The sequence below is a fragment of the Aureibaculum sp. 2308TA14-22 genome, assembly GCF_040538665.1.
Taxonomy (GTDB): Bacteria; Bacteroidota; Bacteroidia; order Flavobacteriales; family Flavobacteriaceae; genus Aureibaculum.
In genome coordinates, this window is sequence record NZ_JBEWXT010000001.1 from 3,558,504 (window position 1) to 3,559,658 (window position 1,155).

Sequence of the window (1,155 nt, forward strand, 5' to 3'; positions counted from 1 at the left end):
TACCAACAGCCACAATTTCATATGCAGGTACGCCTTATTGTGCTACGGGTACAGCATCTGTTACTCAAACAGGTCAAGCGGGCGGAACGTATAGTAGTACAGCAGGCTTAGTAATTAATGGAACTACAGGAGCAATCAATTTAGCAACAAGTACACCAGGTACGTATACGGTTACATATAGTTTTACAGATGGTACTTGTCCAAATACAACTACTACATCAGTAACGATTAATGCCTTACCAACAATAAGTATTTCTAGTGCACCTAGTTGTAATTTATTATTGACAGCTTATTCTCTCGAAGTTACAGTAAGTTCAGGAACCGTAACAAGTACTGCAGGTACTGTGGCAAATACCTCTGGAAATAGTTGGGAAATTACTGATATCCCATCTGGTACGGATATTGTTCTTACCGTTGTTGATGGTAATACATGTGAACAAACTTTATCTGTAGTTGCCCCAGATTGTAGTTGCCCGATAGTGAACGCTCCGACTAGCGGAGGAGATGAAACTTACTGTGCAGGTAGTGCGATTCCTACATTAACTGCATCAGCTGGTGCAGGTCAAACTATAGATTGGTATGATGCGGCTACTGGCGGAACTTTATTATTAAGTGGGAACACAGATTATACACCTTCAGGACCAGGGACTTATTATGCTGAAGCGAGAATAATAATTAACGGTTGTACTAGTTCAACACGTACCGCTATTGTTTTGACAGAAGATACATTGCCAACCTTAGCGTTGACTAGTAGTACAGACCCAACAGTATGTGCAGGTACAGACGGTACAATAGTATTGGCAACTACAGGTTTAGCTGATGGTAGTTATAGTGTATCCTCTACGGCAGGAGCATTGACTATGGTCGTGGCGAGTGATGTAGGAACGATCTCAGGCTTAGCCCAAGGCACTTATAATGATATTACGATTACTCAAGCAGGATGTAGTTCAGTAGCTGATATTGATGTTACGTTGACTGATCCGGTAACCCCAACCTTAGCGTTGACTAGTAGTACAGACCCAACGGTATGTACAGGTACAGACGGTACAATAGTATTGGCAACTACAGGTTTAGCTGATGGTAGTTATAGTGTATCCTCTACGGCAGGAGCATTGACTATGGTCGTGGCGAGTGATGTAGGAACGATCTCAGGCT

The 1,155-nt window shown here is 42.4% G+C and carries 1 protein-coding gene; it reads left to right on the top strand.

Going from position 1 to position 1,155, the window contains the following annotated elements; genetic code table 11:
• Nucleotides 1-1,155 (top strand): immunoglobulin domain-containing protein (locus U5A88_RS15875; protein ID WP_451963485.1); only part of this gene is annotated, 1,155 nt, incomplete at both ends.